This is a genomic window from Stutzerimonas stutzeri KOS6 (assembly GCF_000307775.2).
Lineage (GTDB): Bacteria > Pseudomonadota > Gammaproteobacteria > Pseudomonadales > Pseudomonadaceae > Stutzerimonas > Stutzerimonas stutzeri_B.
The window spans coordinates 319,795-321,029 of the sequence record NZ_KK020678.1 but is presented as its reverse complement, the minus strand read 5'-3'; the positions used below and the strand labels follow the sequence as shown (position 1 = coordinate 321,029).

1 protein-coding gene is annotated in these 1,235 nt (G+C 57.2%); it reads right to left on the bottom strand.

All coding sequences use genetic code 11. The features are described from left to right. Nucleotides 1–8 precede the first annotated feature (8 nt). Nucleotides 9–1,171 (bottom strand): IS3 family transposase gene (locus B597_RS45400; protein ID WP_152028210.1). Its coding sequence is split into 2 segments (ribosomal slippage): nucleotides 9–916 and nucleotides 916–1,171, totalling 1,164 coding nucleotides; the frame shifts between segments, so codons are not numbered across the junction. Between the last annotated feature and the right edge of the window lie 64 nt (nucleotides 1,172–1,235).

Sequence of the window (1,235 nt, the reverse complement as noted above, 5' to 3'; positions counted from 1 at the left end):
TGTAGTGGTCAACCCATCCCGGACAGTGGGTTAAGTTTTTCTTCGGCCACCGCAGGCGGTAGCCCATCGTTGAATTGATGCGGCCTGATCCAGTTGTAGCGGTGCATCAGGTAATGACTGATGTCCCATTGGGCCTCCTGAGCTGTCAGGTAACCGGTCTGTGGAATCCACTCCGATTTCAAACTGCGGAACAATCGCTCCATCGGCGAGTTATCCCAGCAGTTGCCCCGGCGGCTCATGCTCTGTTCCATCCGATATCGCCACAACCGTTGCCGAAACAGGCGGCTAGCGTATTGGCTGCCCTGATCGGAATGAAACAGTACCTGCTGCGGTTTGCCACGCTGTTCGTAGGCCATGTCCAGCGCCTTGATCACCAACTCAGCATCCGGCTTGGCAGAAATCGCCCAGCCGACTACTCGTCTTGTATGCAGATCCAAAACCGCCGCTAAGTAATGCCAGCGACCTTGTGCCCAGATGTAGGTGATGTCGCCGCACCACACCTGATTGGGGCGCTCAGTGGTGAACTCGCGGTTCAGCCGGTTCGGGATATCTGGTCGCTCAACCGTAGCCTGCTTGTATGCGTGCGAGCCTGGCTGCTTGCTGACCAAGCCCAACTCACGCATCAACCGACGCACACGAAAACGGCCAATGCTGACGCCATCCTCACGCAGCATACCCAGAATGCTGCGACTGCCAGCCGAGCCTCGACTCTGGTTGAACAGCTGGTTAACCTGACTGCGCAGTGCAACGCGGCATGCATCAACACGGCAGCGTCGAAGCCGATGGGCGTAGTAGCAAGACCGCACCACGCCGAAGGCTGAACAGACCACTTCCACCGACTCCCGCTCACTTAACTGGTCTATCAGCGCGTACGATTGAACTCGTCCGACATCAAGAGAGCGGTAGCCTTTTTTAGGATCGCTTTCTCCCGTTCCAGTCGGTCGATCCTGGCTTCCAGCTCCTGGATTTTCTGCTGTTCGGGCGTCAGTGCTTTGCTTTTCGGGGTAACGCCCACGCGCTCCTCTTGAAGCTGTTTTACCCATCGGCGCAGGGCCGACTCAACCACTCCCAGTGAACGAGCTGCTTCGATATGGCTGTAGCCCTGATCGAGCACCAGGCAGGCGGCCTCTCGTTTGAACTCGGGCGTAAAGGAACGACGTTGCTTGGTCATCAGACACCTCTCTATGGCGAGCATTCTCGCCCTAAATGGGTGTCCGGAATCAGTAGACCACTAC